Source organism: Gilliamella sp. Choc5-1 (assembly GCF_001690595.1).
Classification (GTDB): domain Bacteria; phylum Pseudomonadota; class Gammaproteobacteria; order Enterobacterales; family Orbaceae; genus Gilliamella; species Gilliamella apicola_M.
In genome coordinates this window covers 1-18,434 of the sequence record NZ_LZHH01000001.1, presented here as the reverse complement: position 1 = coordinate 18,434, position 18,434 = coordinate 1, and the positions used below count along the sequence as shown (strand labels likewise).

Genomic DNA, 18,434 nt, shown 5'->3' with positions numbered 1-18,434 from the left:
AACATGCAATTTGATAATCAATATAAATTTATTTAATCCTTTTGCTTGGCGATGATTCGTTGGCATAATTGATTAAGTGTTTCTACAATTTGCTGATTATCTAAATCTATAACAGGTTGTTTAGCCATCAGAATAAAATCAATATTAGGAAACTGATGTTGATGATGCCGAAAGTACTCTTTAGCAAGTCGCTTAATACGATTACGTTCGTGAGCTCGTTTTACCTGTTTTTTAGCGATAGCAAACCCTAATCGAGGATGATCTAAGGTGTTTTTTCGTGTAACTAAAGTAAGAAAAGGAGAGCCTACTCGAACAGACTCTTGAAAGACATGATTAAAATCAGAGGGAGTTAACAAGCGCAACTCCCGAGAAAAAGTGAGCTTAATCACCCAACTTTAAATTAGCTAGCAACAGTTAAACGAACACGGCCTTTAGCACGACGGCGAGCAAGAACTTGACGACCGTTTTTAGTTGCCATACGAGCACGGAAACCGTGAGTTCTATTGCGTTTTAATACTGATGGTTGAAATGTGCGTTTCATGACGATTTATATCCAAATCTAATTTATCAACAAGGCGTAGAGTAAAAACTCCACAGCATTAATTAAAGAGGTCGGAATTATAGTGCCAATTTTATTTTTCGTCAATGAGATTTTTACAGATAAATCCCATTAATATCTAATTACCATGTGATAAAATAAAATAGAGAAAATAACTTATAACATATTAATTTATAACGTAAAACCTAATTAACTAATTCCAAAAAGTAAGCACTTGTTTACTTTTCTCACCGCCAATTTCGCGTGCTAATTTAGGCACTAAATAGCCTGATACTTTCTCGGCAAGTTGTTTCATAATAACCTTAGCGGACTCATCATCAACCCAAAAATGAGCAGCGCCTTGTACTTTATCTAATAAATGAATGTAATAAGGTAAAATACCAACATCAAAAAGCCGATCACTTAACATTGCCAACACATCAGCATTATCATTCACATTTTTTAACAAAACACTTTGATTAAGCACCGTCACGCTTTGCTGTTTTAATAACGAAACGGCCTGAGCAACATCATCATCAATTTCGTTTGGATGATTAATGTGAGTAATCACTACACATTGCAACCGACTTTTAGCAAACAACTGACATAACTCAGACGTAATACGCGACGGAATCACCACCGCTAAACGCGTATGAATGCGCAACCGTTTAACGTGAGGGATTTTTTCTAACTCACTTATCAAAAACGCCATTTCATGATCTTTAGCCATTAATGGATCACCACCTGAAAGGATAATCTCATCAAGTTCAGGATGGTTAGCAATATATTCAAGTGCCACAACAAGATTACGCTTACCACCTTGATTATCATGATAAGGAAAATGCCGTCGAAAACAGTAACGACAATTAATTGCACAACTTGTCTTTGTAATTAATAACGCACGGTTACGATATTTATGCAACAACCCTGGAATGGCATTATCCTGCTCTTGCAAGGGATCATGGCTATAACCATCCACATTTAGCATCTCGTCTTCATGACAAAGCACCTGCAACAAAAGCGGATCAGCATTATCGCCCTTTTTCATTCGGCGAATAAACGCCATCGGCACACGAAGTGGAAACTGCTTTCTTGCCTGCAACATCGAGGTCGAAACCGTACCAACATTCAACCCTAAATAAGAATATAAAATATTGATATCTGTCACAACATTGGCAAGATCAACAATCCATTTATCTTTATTGTTTGGTAGTTCAATTTTTTGCTGTATAATATGGCTCATTTTTTGTAATTCAGAATTTTAGTTGGAGCTTTTATGGCATCTTATAGTACAAATGAGTTTAAAGCCGGTCTTAAAATAATGCAAGATGGCGAACCATGCGTTATTGTTGAAAATGAATTTTACAAACCGGGCAAAGGGCAATCTATTAACCGAGTAAAAATTAAAAAATTACTTTCGGGCAAAACTGTCGATAAAACATTCAAATCTGGCGAATCAGTTGAAGCCGCTGACGTTGTTGATATCAATTTAACTTACCTTTACACCGATGGTGAGTTTTGGCACTTTATGAACAATGACACATTTGAGCAACTTTCGGCTGATGCAAAAGCCGTTGGTGACAATGCAAAATGGCTAGTTGATCAAGCTGAGTGTATTTTAACATTATGGAACGGCCAACCTATTACAGTCACACCACCCAATTTTGTTGAACTTGAAGTGATCGAAACCGATCCAGGCTTAAAAGGTGACACTGCAGGAACTGGCGGCAAGCCTGCAACATTATCAACCGGCGCCGTTGTTCGTGTACCATTATTTGTACAAATTGGTGAAATCCTTAAAGTGGACACCCGTTCAGGTGAATACGTATCACGTGTTAAATAAGTTAACTTTTATCAAAAAAAGAGAGGCCTTTAACCTCTCTTGCTTACCTAAATAGCTCATATTTAAAATTCAATTTCTTATTTTACATTATATGTAGAAATTTCTCGCGTTGTTTACAGTAATTTGAAAAACTACTGTAATAAATATACATAAAAGACAAAACTAACGCCTTATTACAGACAAGAAATAGAACGCTGATATCATAAAGAAAAATAACCGTTACTAATTAGGCTAAACGCTTTATGGTCAGTCGCTAGGCCTCTTATAACGTGATAAAAAGCCCAATGGAATCTTTTTTTGCCTTTTTAACCAATAAGAATAAACGTTATAAAACCATCAGTTATGGGGGTAAATGTTTGTTTAAAATGAGAAATCCATTGAAAATAAATTAAGACGGTAAACAAAACCACAAACTAGGGAATATTTTCTTTTGGTTATCTATATGATTTTTTTAATCTTTATACATAAACGTAGTACACTCCTGAAACTTTTTGACAAAAATAGCGCTGTTTTATTTATTTAAATAAAATATCTATTTAGATAAACTGCGTATCAAGCAAAAATCAACAAAATCACCTGCCACAAGCGAAAGGAAAAGCCGAAAGCATGATATGAATTTTGAATTGAAATGTAGCATAATCAGCCAATATTTAACGACTCAAAAGATAGAAAACAAAAAATTAAACACTTTATTAATTTTTATAATACCGTTAAACCGCATAAAGCGATTTCAGGGGAAACGCCTTATAAGTTTTTAGAGGATTATTTTAATCATGAAGTATAAACAACTCGCCGTTTTCCTACACATTATGGTATCTCGAATTTTCTCGAAAAATTTAAATCCTGAGCATAGAAAATGGCTCAAAGATTCAAGGCTATCACATAAAATATTTTCATATACTACTATCCACCACTTACATACCAATTACAAATAAACCACATGCTTGCCCTTTTCTGGCTGGAAGGTTGCTTTACCAAATTCATCTAAAAAATAAGCAATATGATCGGCTTTATCCCCCACTAGGCGCCCTTTGACTTTGTTCCATGTCATAAGGACTATCATGGCATCGGGTTCGCAACAAATTAGCATGGGTTGTTCAAACTCTTCGTTCCAATAAAACTCGCCGCCGTATAATTTATGTGCGGTAAGTAATAAATAACATCCATATTCTTGCGATATCATGTTGAGTTGTTCTTCTGGAATGCTAAAGTTTTTTTCAGCTAGTTCACTGATGATCATTTCAACGACAGTGATGCTTTTTTCTGAATAATCGAGCTGGTTAATGCTCCATGTTGGGCTGTTTAAAATGGCATTTTGTGCCCATGCTTCGATTTCTTGATACAGTTCGTTTTTTTGTTCAGTCATTTTTATTCACTTCGCTATTGAGTTTAATCTGTTCTAATTGTTTAACACTTTGCCACGCGTCTTCCATTTGTTCAAGCGTTGCATCAATTAAAGACAAATTTTTTTGTTTAAGTATCGATTCTACTTGCTGAAATCGCCGAGTAAATTTTTTATTAGCTTGCTGTAAACAGAGTTCTGATTTAACTTTTAAATGCCTAGCTAAATTGACGGTAGCAAACAATAAATCACCTAACTCTTCTTCAATTTTTTGTGGATCTTGTTTGGCTCGTTCTAATTCTTGCTTAACTTCACCAATTTCTTCTTTTACCTTATCAAGCACAGATTTTATATCATGCCAATCAAAACCAACCGAGGCGCAACGCTTTTGAATTTTTTCAGCTTGCATTAAGGCGGGTATTGCTTGGGGAATATCATCAAGCAATGAGTATTGTGCTTTTTGATCGCGCTCTTTTTGTTTAAGTTGTTCCCAGTTAGGTTTTTCAACCTTATTTTTGGTGAAAATATGAGGATGACGATAAACTAACTTATCAGCAACCGCTAAACAGACCTCATCTAAATCAAAGCTTCCTTGTTCTTCGGCTAAATCAGCATAAAAGACAATGTGAAATAGTAAATCACCAAGTTCTTTTTTTAGCTCATCCATATTTTGTTTATCAATGGCATCAAGTACTTCGTACGTTTCTTCTAATGTATATGATTTTAAAGATGCAAAAGTTTGAACTCGATCCCATTCACAACCATTAACAGGATCACGAAGTTGTTTGATAATAGCTTGTAAGCGCTGTAATCCGTTCAAAATATACCTCCACAAATAAGTCATTGATCAGTGTCATTGTAAAGGTTTCATAACAAAATGGTTATTTTTTTAAAGGTTAATAGCAATATATTTTGATGTTATTGCTAATTATTTCACCAAAAATGATGATAAAAGCGACTGAAATGTAGCTATTTACGGAACTTCTAGCCGATAAATACTAATTAAGTATATAATATACCCCTATTAAATTAACTTTATTGATATATGAATAATTTACGTGAACTTACTTTAAGAGGTACCATCCTTGGTGCTTTTATTACTGTCATTTTTACTGCATCAAATGTTTATCTTGGTTTAAAAGTGGGATTAACGTTTTCATCCGCAATCCCTGCTGCAGTAATTTCAATGGCAATATTGAAACTATTTTCGGGTTCAACTATTTTAGAAAATAACATGGTGCAAACTCAAGCATCAGCGGCAGGTACATTATCTTCAATTATTTTTGTGCTTCCGGGTTTGTTAATGATTGGTTACTGGCAAAACTTTCCATTTTGGTTAACGTTTGCTGTGTGTGCCGGTGGCGGAATGCTTGGGGTTTTATTTTCTATCCCTTTACGTCATGTGATGGTTGTTAAAAGTGATTTGCCTTATCCTGAAGGCGTGGCTGCGGCTGAAATTTTAAAAGCAGGATCTAAAACCGATAATAATGAAGCTAATGATGGACTTAAGGATATTTTATTTGGTGGCACAATCGCCTCTGTTGTCAGTTTATTTACTAATGGCTTTCGCGTGTTATCTGATAGTGCGGCTTATTGGTTTAGTGCCGGCAAATCTATTTTTCAATTACCTATGGGGTTTTCTTTAGCGTTACTTAGTGCTGGCTATTTAGTTGGCATTATGTCTGGCATTGCTATTTTGATTGGTACAATTATTGGTTGGGGATTTGGTATTCCAATTTTAAGTTTCGTAACTGATTATGATTCTAGTGAACCTTTAGCTAAAGTCGCAATGGGACTTTGGGCAAAAGATATCCGTTTTATTGGGGCTGGTACGATTGCTATTGCGGCTATTTGGACGTTGCTTACGTTAATGAAACCAATGATTGAGGGGTTAAAGCTCTCTTTTAAAAGCATGCATTCAGATGTGTCAGCTAATGATATTGCACCAACCGAGCGCGATTTATCACCTAAAGCCATTTTTTTAATTATGGCAGGTATGTTAGTTATTTTATTAGTGACTTTTTATAGCTTCATTGCTGATAGTGGGCTGTCTGCTGGCGTTGCTTGGTCATTAGTGTTTTGTGCTACATTATTTGCGTTTATTATGGGCTTTCTAGTAGCTGCCGCTTGTGGTTATATGGCTGGCCTTGTTGGATCATCAGCTAGCCCAATATCTGGCATAGCCATCGTTGCTGCCATCGTTATTTCATTGGTTTTATTAGGTTTGGGTGAATTCAATGGTATGTTAGCTTCTGCCGAGGGTTCTAATTTTGCTACAGCTCTTGCGCTGTTTACTACTAGCGCAGTGCTATCAATAGCCTGTATTTCAAACGATAATTTGCAAGATCTAAAAACAGGTTATTTAGTTCATGCAACACCATGGAAACAACAAGTTGCGTTATTAATTGGCTGCGTGGTTGGTGCGATTGTTATTGCCCCTATTTTAGAAATTTTATATAACGCTTATGGCTTTACTGGTGCGCTTCCACGTCCTGATATGGATCCCAAACAAGTATTAGCTGCGCCACAAGCAACACTGATGACAACAATTGCTAGAGGTATTTTTTCGCATCAACTTGATTGGACAATGATTTTAATTGGGCTTGCTTTAGGTACAATTGTTATCATTATTGACTTAGTTCTTGCTCAAAATAAATCTAAGTTTCGTATACCAGCTCTTGCTATTGGTTTAGGTATTTATTTACCTCCAAGTATTACAACACCAATCATTATTGGTACTTTTTTATCATGGATAATTAAACGTTATGCTTATAAAAAAGCAAATGCACAAAATTTAGATCCTGAAGCACAATTTAAGAAAGTCGATCGTAAAGCGGCATTAATTGCATCAGGGCTAATTGTTGGCGAAAGTTTAGTTGGTGTGTTACTGGCAGTTGTAATTGTTATTAGTATTACAAGTGGCGGGAATGATGCACCACTTGCAATTTCGGCAGATTTAGGTGTGTTGCCTGAGTTTTTAGGTCTTTTTGTTTTTGTTAGCGTTTGTCTATTTTTTATTCGTCGCACTTTGTCGGCAGTAAAAAAATAGTTTAGTTTAAATGCTGTTAAATTTAAGCCCTTTATGGTTACCATAAAGGGCTTTTTTTAATTGAGCTTATTGCCAATTTTTAATGTGAGGGCAATGTTCATTGCCGTATTATAGAGGTTTGCTCTTGCCGTATCAGAGTCTAATGCTTCTGATAATGTTGATACTTTGCTTAAAATACTAAACATCGCCGATATGCCATATGGATAAACGGCTTGAGACTTATCACCTAAGCTACCAACAATGGCAATAACAGGTTTATTGTGTTTTTTAGCAATATTGGCAATACCTACAGGCACTTTACCATTTATGCTTTGATGATCTAACCGTCCTTCACCAGTAATGACTAAATCAGCTTCTTGCACTAATTCATCTAAATTAAGTAACTCAGTAATAATTTCAATACCTGGCCTTAATTTTGCGTTCATAAAAACCAATAATGCTGCACCCATTCCACCAGCTGCACCTGTTCCAGGCGTATATTCGATATCGATATTAAATGTTTGTTTAATAACTTTAGCAAAGTGTTTTAAATTAGCATCGAGTAATTTGACATCTTGCGGAGAAGCTCCTTTTTGTGGACCAAAAATAACAGATGCACCATTTTCTCCTGTTAAAGGATTGGTTACATCACAGGCTACTTCAAACTCACATTCATGAATTCTTCTATCAATTTCAGTAATATCAATTTTATATAGCTCACTAAGCGATACTCCGCCATAACCGATTTGATTTCCAAATTTATCAAGAAGCTTAACCCCTAATGCCTGCAACATTCCTGCGCCACCATCGTTTGTTGCACTACCACCAATACCAATGATAAATCTTTTGCAACCGCGATCTAGTGCATCTTTGATAAGTTCTCCTGTACCGTATGAGGTAGTGATTTTTGCATCTCTTTTGCCAAGCGAAACACGTTCAAGTCCGCTGGCTGCAGCCATTTCTATTATTGCTGTTTGCCCATCATCAGATATACCATAAAATGCTAATCCTCGCTCTCCTAATGGATCAGTAATTGAGACCGTAACTTTGTGTCCATTTAACACATTGACCATCGCATCAACAGTGCCTTCACCACCATCGGCGACAGGCAGTAAAGCGTAGTTTGCATCAGGGTAAACTTGTGAAAAGCCATTTTTTATCATGTTAGCTACATCAATCGCACTCAGACTTTCCTTAAAAGAATCGGGAGCAATGATAATTTTCATATATATCCTTACAGAATTAGCCAGATTATTGAGTATGTTTCCATACTCAATATCAACATTAATTATTTAATTTCTATTTTTGCTAATGTTTCATAGTAGCGAGCTAATGCACTATGATCACATCCACCCATTCCATCTGTTTTAAGCGCTTGCATCATTTCCATTACAATTGCTGTTAATGGTAATGATGTTCCCACGCCATGAGATGTGTCTAACGCGTTTTGTAGATCTTTAATATGTAAATCAATTTTAAAACCAGGTTTAAAATTACGATCTAATATCATTGGTGCCTTGGCATCTAAAACAGTGCTACCAGCAAGGCCACCACGAATAGCTTGATACACTAACTCTGGATTTACACCCGCTTTTGTTGCTAAAACTAAAGCTTCTGACATGGCCGCAATATTAAGCGCTACAATTACTTGATTTGCAAGTTTGGTGACATTACCAGCACCAATATCACCAGTATAAACAACTGAGCCTGCCATCGCTTTCATTAAATCGTAATGTTTGTCAAAAATAGCTTTATCCCCGCCAACCATGACAGATAATGTGCCATCTATCGCTTTAGGTTCCCCACCACTAACTGGGGCATCTAACATAGTTAAACCTTTTTTGACGACTTCATCATGAATCTCACGACTTGCCAATGGCGCTATTGAACTCATATCTATGATCGTTGCACCTTGTTTTGCACCATCTACAACGCCATTTTCACCCAAGACAACTTCTTTTACATGAGGAGAATTTGGCAACATAGTAATGATAACATCACAACTTTTAGCCACTTCTTTTGCATTTTCAGCGCTTTCGGCACCCGCTGCAACAACATCTTTAACCGCTTCTGGATTTCTATCACAAACCACAAGTGAGTACCCTGCTTTTAGCAAGTTTTTACTCATCGGTTTACCCATAATACCTAAACCAATAAAACCAATTTTCATTTTACTCTCCTCTTTTATAATGAAAATAATAATTGTTATTTAAAAAATTTATCTGCTAATGATTGTGTAGAATTTCTTAACAGACCAAGATCATTACCGACGGCAACAAAAGTTGCTCCCATATCAATATACTGACGAGCATCAGCCTCTATAGTTGCTAAAATACCACAAGCTTTACTTTGCTTTTTAGCTTCATTAAAAACTTTTTTGATTGCCATTTGAACATCAGGATGCTTTGGATTTCCAAAATATCCTAAGGAAGCAGAAAGGTCACTTGGACCAATAAAAATACCGTCGACACCATCAACAGCTACAATGGACTCTACATTATTAACCGCCTGTTGTGTTTCTACTTGTACCATCACACAAATATTTTTGTTAATTTTTTGGAAATAATCAGGAATCGTTCCATAAATATTACTTCGATGAGCAACAGAAACACCTCTCACTCCCTCAGGTGGATATCGTGTATAAGAAACAGCAAGTTTTGCTTGTTCTGCTGTCTCAACATAAGGTATCAAAAAGTTATAAAAACCGATATCAAGTAAGCGTTTAATAAGGACCTGATCATTCCATGAAGGGCGAACGACAGGCGCACTGACACTGTCTTTTAATGCCATTAATTGCGGCACAAATGAGATAACATCATTAACTGCGTGCTCTCCATCAAGCAATAACCAATCAAAACCCGCTAGTCCAAGTATTTCTGTCGTAATAGGGCTGCCTAATGCAGCCCAACAACCAATCAATTGTTTTTTTGCCAGCATATCTTGTTTAAATTGATTGTGGCATGTTGTTTTTTTCATAATTTACCTTCGTATTTTTTACACTCTGTGTTCGATAATAAAATTAACTTATCTAACTAAACAAGGTTTTTTATTATCAAATTGCCAACCAGGTATTAGATATTGCATAGCAATAGCATCATTACGATTACCCAGTTTCATACCTTTAAATAATTCATGTGCTTTCATTACCTGATCCATATCAATTTCGATCCCTAAACCAGGTTTTTCAGGAACTTTGATTTTTCCATTAACAATTTGTAAAGGGTCTTTTGTTAAACGTTGGTTTCCTTCTTGCCAAATCCAATGTGTATCAAGTGCTGTCGGATTGCCTGGTGCTGCCGCACCAACATGAGTAAACATCGCAAGTGAGATATCAAAATGATTATTTGAATGAGATCCCCAAGTTAAACCAAATTCATGACACATTTGAGCCACACGGACAGATCCATTCATGGTCCAAAAATGTGGATCCGCAAGTGGAATATCAACCGATTGTAAAGATAATGTGTGTACCATTTGACGCCAATCTGTTGCAATCATATTAGTTGCCGTTGGTAATCCTGTCGCACGTCTAAATTCGGCCATAATTTCGCGTCCTGAAAAGCCTTGTTCAGCTCCACAAGGATCTTCGGCATAGGTTAGTGTATCTTTCAAATATTTACCTATCCGTATTGCTTCATCCAATAACCAACCACCGTTTGGGTCTAAGGTTACTCGTGCATTAGGGAATTTCTTTTTAATCGCTATGACTGCTTCGGCTTCATCTTCTGCCGATAAAACACCGCCTTTTAATTTGAAATCTCGAAAACCATATTTTTCATAAGTTGCCTCGGCTAAACGAGCTATCTTTTCTGGCGTTAATGCCTCTTCATGCCGTAATCGATACCAATCAAATTTATCTTCAGATTGATTTTGATAAGGGAGATCTGTTTTTTGGCTGTCTCCAATATAAAATAAATACCCTAACATCTCAACTTCATCTCGTTGCTGTCCATCACCAAGTAATGAAGCTACCGTTACGCCAAGATGTTTGCCTAATAAGTCTAACATGGCGGATTCAATGGCGGTCACCACGTGAATAGTGGAACGTTGGTCAAAAGTTTGGTTGCCTCGCCCACCTACATCACGATCAGCAAATTGATTGCGAACTCGGTTCATAACATTTTTGTATTGCGCAATTGATTGCCCAATAACGAGCGATTTTGCGTCTTCTAGCGTTTGGGTGACAACGCCAACACATGGTACTTCTCCTAAACCGATATTACCCGAATTATCTTTAAGAATAACGATATTCCGTGTAAAATAAGGCGAATGCGCACCACTTAAATTTAATAACATGCTATCATAGCCAGCTACTGGATAGACGTGCATTTCAGTAATAATTGGTGTTGATGAAATCATAGTTACCTCTTTATTTTTTTAATTTGTATAAATCTGTTTTAACGAACCATACGTGGATGCCTACGGTCAAACTTCTAGTTATCAATGAGATACTGTATTTTCAATATCATCGCTACAAGCCTGTTCGACAATTTTTTATATAGTTCGTTTGCTTTTTTAACCTGTTGCATATCTAATTCAATAACCTAGATCAAGTTTATTTTTCCATTCGTGATTTGTAAGGGCTTTTGTTAAACAATCTTTACCTTCTTGCCAGCTATCTAGTAGGTATATAGTGCTGTTGGTAAGCTTGTTGCTCGACAAAATTCTTCTAACATTATTTCTCGTCTTAAATAGCTGTTATCTACACTACGTAGTTCTTCTGCATAAGTAAGAATATAATTAAGCCCTTTACTCAACTTTATGGCATAATTAAGTAGCTAATCACCATTTATATAGCATAGACTTAATGATCGAAACTGGTTGAGTATGCATAAAACAATCTCCTTGATACTAAATTAATGTTAGTTGACAATATTATGGTTTTTTCTTTAATTCCATACGTTTGATTGGTCCAACAAGCATAAGGTAACTAAATGCTGCAACCAAAGCATGTCCAGCCACAAAAACTAAAGCCCATTCAAATCGACCTGTCCATGCAACAATGTAACCAATAATAATTGGAGAAATAATACTAGATGCATTACCAAACATATTGAATAATCCACCAGCAAGTCCGCTCATTTCTTTTGGTGCAGTATCTGCCATGACAGCCCAACCTAATGCCCCCACACCTTTACCAAAGAAGGCCATTGACATGAATAGAATAACTAATGCAATCGAATCGACGTAATTACATAAAATCATTGTCATCGAAAATAGCATTCCTAAAATAATTGGCGTTTTACGCGCAATTGAAAGCGAGCCCGTTTTCCGCATTAGAAAATCAGAAAAAATCCCACCACTGATTCCACCAATAAACCCACAAATAGCAGGAATGGCTGCAGCAAAGCCAACTTCTTTAATATTCATTCCTCGTTGTGTAGCTAAATAAATAGGGAACCAAGTGATAAAGAAAAACGTTAAACAGTTAATACAATACTGACCTAAATAAATACCAAGTAACATTCTGTTTGTAAGAAGTTGAGTTAAATAACCTAATTTTGGTCCTTCCTTTTTGCCATCAGATTTCTTCTGATCCATGTCAACCAGCGCACCACCCTCAATAATGTAGTCAACTTCGGCTTGATTTGCCCATGCGTGATCTTTTGGATTTCGAATCATAATAAGTGTTGCAATGCTAACAACAATACCTAACCCACCCATAAAGAAGAAAACCGATTGCCAACCATATTCATGAGTTAACCACCCCATAATTGGCGCAAAAATAACTGTGGCAAAATACTGTGCAGAATTAAAAATTGCAACTGCTGTCGCTCTTTCTTTGGCTGGAAACCAAGCCGCTGTTATACGGCTATTTCCTGGGAATGAAGGCGCTTCAGCAAGGCCCATCAAAAAACGAAAAGTGAACAGCATAATCAGTGCCCAAGCACCAATGAAGAAATGCACAGTACCTTGCAATAAGGTAAAAATAGACCAAAATAAAATACTAAAAAAGTAAACGCGTTTTGAACCAAATCTATCTAATAGCCAACCACCTGGTAATTGCCCTATTACATAGGCTATACCAAATGAAGACATAACCCACCCCATTGCTGCTGCATCAAATCCTAGCTCACCAGACATTGACTTTCCAGCGATACCTAATGTTGCTCGATCGCCATAATTAATGGCAGTAACAATAAAAAGAAAAATAACCGTCATCCATCTGACGTTCGTTTTCTTTTGTATCTTTTGGTTTATTTCCATTTTTTAACTCCTACACTGACTTTTGAATTTATTAATCCTGAACTTTTACAGATGTCGCTGAGTAGAAAATAAATAGTTATTAAATATTTCTCAGTAATCTATTATTAATAAATTATTATGGGTAGTTAGGAGATGGATTTCATTATAAAAATAAACAAAATAATCATTAAAATAACATTTATTTTTGTTGATTTGCACAACATAATGTTATCTTCTTCACATATTTTTAGCCTGTTGTGTTAATTTTGTGATATACAACACATTTTTATGAAAAAACGCACAAATTAATATCGATATTTCTTTTATTTATTATGCATATTCACAATGTTATTTATGATTTTTACATTTAATATATGAAAAACAAATCAGTAAAATCATCGCTGTAATGTAATGAGCATTCCGATTATGATTAATGGATACACGTTAAAGTATGTTATGGGAGTTGAACAATGGAACACCATAGTAATAAACCACTCTATATCAAAATTAAAGAGAACGATAATGTCGCTATTGTTGTAAATGATGGGGGATTACAGAAAGGAACTATTTTTTCAGATGGGTTAATGTTAATAGAATATGTCCCACAAGGTCATAAAGTTGCTTTAAACGATATAAAACAAGGGCAAGAAATTATCCGTTATGGTGAAGTAATCGGTTTTGCAAAAACAGACATTTCTAAAGGTAGCTGGATTAACGAATCGGTTACTCAAATGCCTACAGCCCCTGAGTTACGCGAACTGGAAATTGCAACCAAAAAGGTAAAACCACTTCCACCTTTAGATGGTTATACTTTTGAAGGTTATCGTAATAAAGATGGTTCCGTTGGTACGCGTAATATTCTTGGTATTACAATGAGTGTTAATTGTGTTTCTGGTGTTGTGGATTATGTATCAAAAATCATAGAACGTGATTTATTACCTAAATATCCTAATGTCGATGGTGTTGTTCCATTAACACACCTTTATGGGTGTGGCGTCGCTATTGATGCTCCAGCAGCTATTGTACCAATAAGATCCATTCATAATTTAGCTAAAAATCCTAATTTTGGTGGTGAAATTATGGTTGTGAGTTTAGGGTGTGAAAAACTTCAACCAGAAAAATTACTAAAAGGTACTGAAGATTCCATTCCGATAAAAATAGAAAATGATGATCTAATTACATTGCAAGATGAACGTGGTTTTAAAACCATGATAGATAAGATTTTAATTGTAGCTGAAAAGCATTTACAACGATTAAATCAGCGCCAAAGGGAAACTGTTCCGGTATCAGAATTAGTAATAGGTATGCAATGTGGAGGTAGTGATGCTTTTTCTGGCGTCACATCAAATCCTTCTGTAGGATTTGCTTCTGATTTGTTGGTTAGATGTGGAGCAACCGTGATGTTTTCAGAAGTAACTGAAGTTCGTGACGGTATTCATTTGCTTACACCTAGAGCCGATAATGAAGAGGTTGGTAAAGCACTAATTCGTGAGATGCAGTGGTATGATGAATACCTTGCTGCAGGAAAAGTCGATCGTAGTGCAAATACAACTCCAGGAAATAAAAAGGGAGGATTAAATAATATAGTCGAAAAAGCAATGGGATCAATTGCTAAATCAGGAACAAGCCCAATTGTTGAGGTTCTATCTCCTGGTCAACGCCCAACTAAAAAGGGGTTGATTTTTGCCGCAACACCAGCAAGTGATTTTGTTTGTGGTGCTCAACAAGTCGCATCAGGAATCACTTTACAGGTTTTCACCACAGGACGAGGGACGCCTTATGGGCTAGCTATGGTACCTGTTATAAAGATGTCTAGCCGTAATATTGTGGCTGAACAGTGGTTTGATTTAATTGATATTAGTGCCGGCGATATTGCTTTAGGAAAAGCAACAATTGAAGATATAGGTTGGAGACTATTTCATTTGATTTTAGATGTAGCAAGTGGAAGAAAGAAACCATGGTCAGATCATTGGAAATTATATAACCCGTTAGCAATTTTTAATCCCGCACCAATTACATAAATAATCTATCACAAATTAATACTTGCTGTTACTTAAAAATCAAGCTTATTTAGTGTCTATTAAACCTGTATAAAAACCAAATAAGCTTGGTTAACTTTTGTTAAGTTGTAAACCAATATACAAAAGTAACCGATCATCAAATTTGGTAAGATTTAAACCTGTTAACTTAGCGATTTTATTTAGTCGATACTCTAACGTATTACGATGAATAAACAATTCATTAGCTGTATCACCATTATGAACATTGTTTTTAAACCATGTTTGTAAAGTATTTTGTAAAACGCCATTATTATCGCCTTGCCTTAACTTTTTTAAAGGCAATAATAATTCTTCTGCTTGCCAATCGTAGCTTAATTCATGTAATAACACAGGTAAAATCAATTCTTGATAATAATAATTACGAATATTAGGCATTTTTTGTTTGCCAATTAGCATCGTCGTTTTTGCTGTTTGATAAGATTTGATTAATGGGTAAGGATGTTGATCAAAGTAATTACCAAGTGAAATTCGAATATCTAATTGAGTCGTATTTTTTATTGTGACAATAAGTTGTTCTAATTTTTTCTTATGTTCCAATAAATCCCATCGCCTATATCGGTTAAGTGCAGGAATTAACATAACTAATTCAGTGATTGATTTTATCGCCACTAAATTATGCTTACTTAAAATTTGTATCTGTGATTGCAAATTTTGTAGTTCGCTCATTGCTGTATCAATACCAAGTTGTCCACTATCAACCTCTATTATGCCAACAACTAATGGTGATTTTAAATCGATATCTAATCGTTTTACCCATTGAGCCATACTACTTGGCAAGGTTTCTTTTTCAATCAACGTTAGAACAAGCTCTTCTTTTAAACGATTATCATAAGAAAGCTCTTGTAATAAATGAGTTTGTTCCATCATCATTTCTGCAGACATGCGAACAAGCTCTCCAAATTGCCAAATATCGGAAGGTTCTCCAGTTAATCCAATTACACCAACAATCCTATCATTAAGTTTTAATGGTAAGTTTATACCTGCTTTAACACCTTGTAAGCGTTTTACCATAATGCTATCAATTGAAACTGTACGTTTTTGAGAAATGGCTAACATAGCACCTTCATGTAATTCCCCAATACGCTCTAAATCACCACTGCCAATAATACAACCATGAGCGTCCATTACATTGATATTGCAATCAATAATCTTCATGGTTCTTTCAACAATTTGTTGAGCAATTTTGGGGTTTAGGCTATAAGAGTTCATTACCATATTGGTTATCCTATTTTCATTTTGCATAAACTTAAATTTTTGTTAGCATAACATATTTTATTTTGAATAATAGATAATAATATCATGATAGTATTTGACTCCATCCAAGTTCGCCGCGGTATTAATTTACTTTTAGATAATGCTTCTGCTACGATTAATCCAAAACAAAAAGTTGGGTTAGTAGGTAAAAATGGTTGCGGAAAATCGACGCTGTTTTCACTAATTAAAGGTGAAATTCAAGCTGATGCCGGCACGTTAAGTATACCATCGCAATGGCAACTTGCTTGGGTCAATCAAGAAACACCTGCATTAGATATCCCAGCGATTGAATATGCTATTGATGGTGATCGTGAATATCGTCAATTAGAAAAGCAGTTAAATATTGCCAATGAGCAAAATAATGGTCAACAAATTGCGGTCATTCATGAAAAGCTTGATACCATAGATGCATGGACAATTCGTGCACGAGCTGCAACATTATTACATGGATTGGGGTTTTCTAATGAGCAATTAATGTCACCCGTTAAATCCTATTCTGGTGGTTGGCGAATGCGATTGAATTTGGCACAAGCGTTAATGTGTCGTTCTGATTTATTATTGCTTGATGAACCAACCAATCACCTTGATTTAGATGCTGTCATCTGGCTTGAAAAATGGCTAAGCAACTATCAAGGAACTTTAATCTTAATTTCTCACGACCGTGATTTTTTAGATCCTTTAGTCAATAAAATTATTCATATTGAACAAAAAAGTTTATTTGAATATACGGGCAATTATTCCTCCTTTGAGATCCAACGTTCAACTAAACTTGCTCAACAACAGTCTCTTTATGAAAGCCAACAACTCAAAGTTGCACACTTACAAAATTATATCGATCGCTTTAGAGCCAAAGCAACAAAAGCTAAACAGGCACAAAGCCGTATAAAAATGCTAGAAAGAATGGAACTGATTGCACCTGCTCATGTTGATAATCCATTTCATTTTAATTTTAAGCCATCTGAATTCTTACCAAGTCCTTTGTTAAGGATGGAAAAAGTTGTAGCGGGTTATGATGATAAAATTATACTAGAAAAAATTAAGCTTAATTTAGTCCCTGGTTCACGCATTGGCTTATTAGGACGCAATGGTGCTGGGAAATCAACACTGATTAAATTACTGGCCGGAGAACTTGCACCTAAAGAAGGCCATATTAATCTCGCTAAAGGTGTTCAATTAGGCTATTTTGCTCAACATCAATTAGAATATCTACGCCCCGATGAGTCACCACTTTGGCATTTAACGCAACTTGCCGAACCGAAAAATACAGAGCAAGAACTACGTAATTATTTAGGTGGATTTGATTTTCAAGGCGACAAAGTCACCGAGCCAGTTAAAACTTTCTCGGGTGGTGAAAAGGCGCGACTTGTTTTAGCTTTAATTGTCTGGCAAAAACCAAATCTTCTTTTATTAGACGAGCCAACCAATCATTTAGACTTAGATATGCGACAAGCTCTAACTGAGGCATTGATTGATTTTGATGGTGCATTAGTGGTGGTGTCACATGATCGCCATTTGTTGCGTTCGACCACCGATGAATTCTATTTAGTCCATGATCATAAAGTTGAACCATTTGACGGCGATCTTGATGATTATCAAAAATGGTTAGCCGAAGCACAAAAAGATGATAACCAATCAAATGACGAAATAAATTCACCCAAAAAAGAAAATACAAGTAATATATCAGCTCAATATCGTAAAGAGCAAAAACGTAAACAAGCTGAATTACGTGCAAAAATGCAGCCAATAAAAAAACAGTTACAAAAAGAAGAACAGATGCTTGATAAATTAACCCATCAATTAAAGCAAATTGAAGAACAACTGTCTGATCCTGCAATCTATGATGCGAGCAAAAAAAACGAACTTACAACTTTGTTACTAGAGCAAAGCCAACTTAAAAATCAATTAGAAGAAACAGAACTACAATGGTTAGAATTACAACAACAATTGGAATCGTTTAACTTAGATTAAATTGTGGTAGCTCAAACTTAATCTGACAGACACATATTACTCATCGGCTTTCATTTTAACAAAATGCGTGTCCGATGAGCAAAATAAATTCTCCAATTGCTTTTCCTTAACCAACCCCTTTGCATCATTCCATGTTTGCCATGGTGTCTTCCCATAACAATATTTTCCTGAATGCGCTCTTTCTCGATTGTAAAATTCAAGCCATTGCTCAATAT

General features: G+C 35.7%; 17 protein-coding genes. 5 read left to right on the top strand and 12 right to left on the bottom strand.

Features of this window, described 5'->3' with window-relative positions; translation table 11 throughout:
• Positions 1-32 precede the first annotated feature (32 nt).
• From rnpA to epmB, 3 genes are all read right to left on the bottom strand, one after another.
• Positions 33-389, bottom strand: coding sequence for a ribonuclease P protein component (gene rnpA, locus A9G35_RS00075; protein WP_081300062.1), 357 nt, complete (start codon positions 387-389; stop codon positions 33-35).
• 11 nt (positions 390-400) lie between these two features.
• Entirely contained in the window at positions 401-541 is a 141-nt protein-coding gene (rpmH, locus tag A9G35_RS00070; protein WP_025314679.1) for a 50S ribosomal protein L34, read from the bottom strand.
• Positions 542-752: 211 nt separating this feature from the next.
• Positions 753-1,781: an EF-P beta-lysylation protein EpmB gene (epmB, locus tag A9G35_RS00065; protein ID WP_065635177.1), complete on the bottom strand. Its 1,029-nt coding sequence runs from the start codon at positions 1,779-1,781 to the stop codon at positions 753-755.
• Positions 1,782-1,814: 33 nt separating this feature from the next.
• On the opposite strand from epmB, the gene efp reads away from it, so the two are divergent.
• Positions 1,815-2,381: an elongation factor P gene (gene efp / locus A9G35_RS00060; RefSeq protein ID WP_065635176.1), complete on the top strand. Its 567-nt coding sequence runs from the start codon at positions 1,815-1,817 to the stop codon at positions 2,379-2,381.
• 646 nt (positions 2,382-3,027) lie between these two features.
• Positions 3,028-3,165 carry a transposase gene (locus tag A9G35_RS14010; protein ID WP_141673711.1) on the top strand — a complete coding sequence of 46 codons (138 nt, stop codon included), beginning with the start codon at positions 3,028-3,030 and terminating at the stop codon, positions 3,163-3,165.
• A gap of 141 nt (positions 3,166-3,306) precedes the next feature.
• Here A9G35_RS14010 and A9G35_RS00055 read toward each other — a convergent pair whose 3' ends face one another.
• Positions 3,307-3,747, bottom strand: coding sequence for a hypothetical protein (locus A9G35_RS00055; protein ID WP_065635175.1), 441 nt, complete (start codon positions 3,745-3,747; stop codon positions 3,307-3,309).
• On the bottom strand, positions 3,740-4,543 hold the full coding sequence (gene mazG, locus A9G35_RS00050; RefSeq protein WP_218057146.1) for a nucleoside triphosphate pyrophosphohydrolase: 804 nt from the start codon (positions 4,541-4,543) through the stop codon (positions 3,740-3,742). Before mazG ends, A9G35_RS00055 begins: the two co-directional genes overlap by 8 nt.
• Before the next feature lie 225 nt (positions 4,544-4,768).
• Here mazG and A9G35_RS00045 point away from each other — a divergent pair, with 225 nt between their 5' ends.
• Entirely contained in the window at positions 4,769-6,772 is a 2,004-nt protein-coding gene (locus A9G35_RS00045; RefSeq protein WP_065635173.1) for an OPT family oligopeptide transporter, read from the top strand.
• 56 nt (positions 6,773-6,828) lie between these two features.
• Here A9G35_RS00045 and A9G35_RS00040 read toward each other — a convergent pair whose 3' ends face one another.
• The 6 genes from A9G35_RS00040 to A9G35_RS00020 form a co-directional block, all read right to left on the bottom strand.
• Positions 6,829-7,977, bottom strand: coding sequence for a glycerate kinase (locus A9G35_RS00040; RefSeq protein ID WP_065635172.1), 1,149 nt, complete (start codon positions 7,975-7,977; stop codon positions 6,829-6,831).
• A 62-nt stretch (positions 7,978-8,039) separates the two neighbouring features.
• Positions 8,040-8,939 (bottom strand): 2-hydroxy-3-oxopropionate reductase, encoded by a 900-nt coding sequence (gene garR / locus A9G35_RS00035; RefSeq protein WP_081300061.1) that lies wholly within the window; start codon positions 8,937-8,939, stop codon positions 8,040-8,042.
• A 17-nt stretch (positions 8,940-8,956) separates the two neighbouring features.
• On the bottom strand, positions 8,957-9,727 hold the full coding sequence (gene garL / locus A9G35_RS00030) for a 2-dehydro-3-deoxyglucarate aldolase (protein WP_065635170.1): 771 nt from the start codon (positions 9,725-9,727) through the stop codon (positions 8,957-8,959).
• A gap of 48 nt (positions 9,728-9,775) precedes the next feature.
• Positions 9,776-11,110: a glucarate dehydratase gene (gene gudD / locus A9G35_RS00025; RefSeq protein WP_065635169.1), complete on the bottom strand. Its 1,335-nt coding sequence runs from the start codon at positions 11,108-11,110 to the stop codon at positions 9,776-9,778.
• A gap of 260 nt (positions 11,111-11,370) precedes the next feature.
• The gene (locus A9G35_RS13315) at positions 11,371-11,508 is read right to left on the bottom strand and encodes a hypothetical protein (protein ID WP_176701359.1); all 138 of its coding nucleotides are present in this window, start codon (positions 11,506-11,508) and stop codon (positions 11,371-11,373) included.
• A gap of 118 nt (positions 11,509-11,626) precedes the next feature.
• The gene (locus tag A9G35_RS00020) at positions 11,627-12,958 is read right to left on the bottom strand and encodes an MFS transporter (RefSeq protein WP_065635168.1); all 1,332 of its coding nucleotides are present in this window, start codon (positions 12,956-12,958) and stop codon (positions 11,627-11,629) included.
• 449 nt (positions 12,959-13,407) lie between these two features.
• Between A9G35_RS00020 and garD the strand changes: the two genes are divergently transcribed.
• Positions 13,408-14,958 (top strand): galactarate dehydratase, encoded by a 1,551-nt coding sequence (gene garD, locus A9G35_RS00015; protein WP_065635167.1) that lies wholly within the window; start codon positions 13,408-13,410, stop codon positions 14,956-14,958.
• 90 nt (positions 14,959-15,048) lie between these two features.
• Here the strand turns inward: garD and A9G35_RS00010 are convergent, their stop codons facing one another.
• Entirely contained in the window at positions 15,049-16,206 is a 1,158-nt protein-coding gene (locus A9G35_RS00010) for a sugar diacid recognition domain-containing protein (protein WP_065635191.1), read from the bottom strand.
• A gap of 90 nt (positions 16,207-16,296) precedes the next feature.
• On the opposite strand from A9G35_RS00010, the gene A9G35_RS00005 reads away from it, so the two are divergent.
• On the top strand, positions 16,297-18,219 hold the full coding sequence (locus tag A9G35_RS00005; RefSeq protein WP_065635166.1) for an ABC transporter ATP-binding protein: 1,923 nt from the start codon (positions 16,297-16,299) through the stop codon (positions 18,217-18,219).
• Positions 18,220-18,434: the final 215 nt, after the last annotated feature.